We start from the raw sequence: 653 nt of genomic DNA, 5'->3' as shown, positions 1-653 counted from the left end.
TTTGGACAGCCCCGAGTTGGTCATTCTCTGATCAGCTTCCTAGTGAAGTTTTTTGAGCATTCAATGTCCCAAAAACCGGTTTAGCAGGGAAGGGGGAAGGTTTTCTCTCTCTCCAAGGCAAGCCCCGGAGGGGCGCGTCAGGCCCAAGGGGCAAAGGTCGTGGGGAGCCGGTGGGCAGACTCCGGCACCGGGCAAAGCCCGGCTGTCCACACGCCAGTGTGGGCAGCGGAGTTGTCCACGGGCGGGCGCGGAAACTGCGCGGAATCGGACCTCCAACTGGTTTTGACTTAGCGGGGACAAGGGGCGCAGCCCCATAGGTTTTCGAACGATTTTGCGCAGCAAAGTCTAGTGAGTACACTAACGGTTTTTCGTTAGTGGCCCACCGGAGGTCCGCCGATGCCCAATTTCGCATTGCCCTCGGCGATCACTTCCGCGCCATAGCTCACCAGCCCGAGTACGACCAGATCGCCCTCGGCATAGATCCGCTGACCCGAACGCAGCGGCCGGTCGACGACCAGCGTCGGCACGAAACCCGTCGAGACCGCCGTCGGCAGCCCTTCCTCGACGTTCGCCGTCGCGGAGGCCGCCACCGGCGCGTCCGTCGCTGGCGGGCTGGCATCGTCGCCGGCATCGGCTGTTTCGGCTGTTTCGGC

At 63.1% G+C, this 653-nt stretch carries 1 protein-coding gene; it reads right to left on the bottom strand.

All coding sequences use genetic code 11. The features are described 5' to 3' along the window. Positions 1-371: 371 nt before the first annotated feature. On the bottom strand, positions 372-653 hold a 282-nt coding region (locus OVY01_RS23005), incomplete at its 5' end, for a septum site-determining protein MinC (RefSeq protein ID WP_284700977.1).

The sequence above is a fragment of the Robbsia betulipollinis genome, from assembly GCF_026624755.1.
Classification (GTDB): Bacteria; Pseudomonadota; Gammaproteobacteria; order Burkholderiales; family Burkholderiaceae; genus Robbsia; species Robbsia betulipollinis.
Note: the sequence above shows the minus strand (reverse complement) of the source record. Positions and strands in the feature narration are given on the sequence as shown.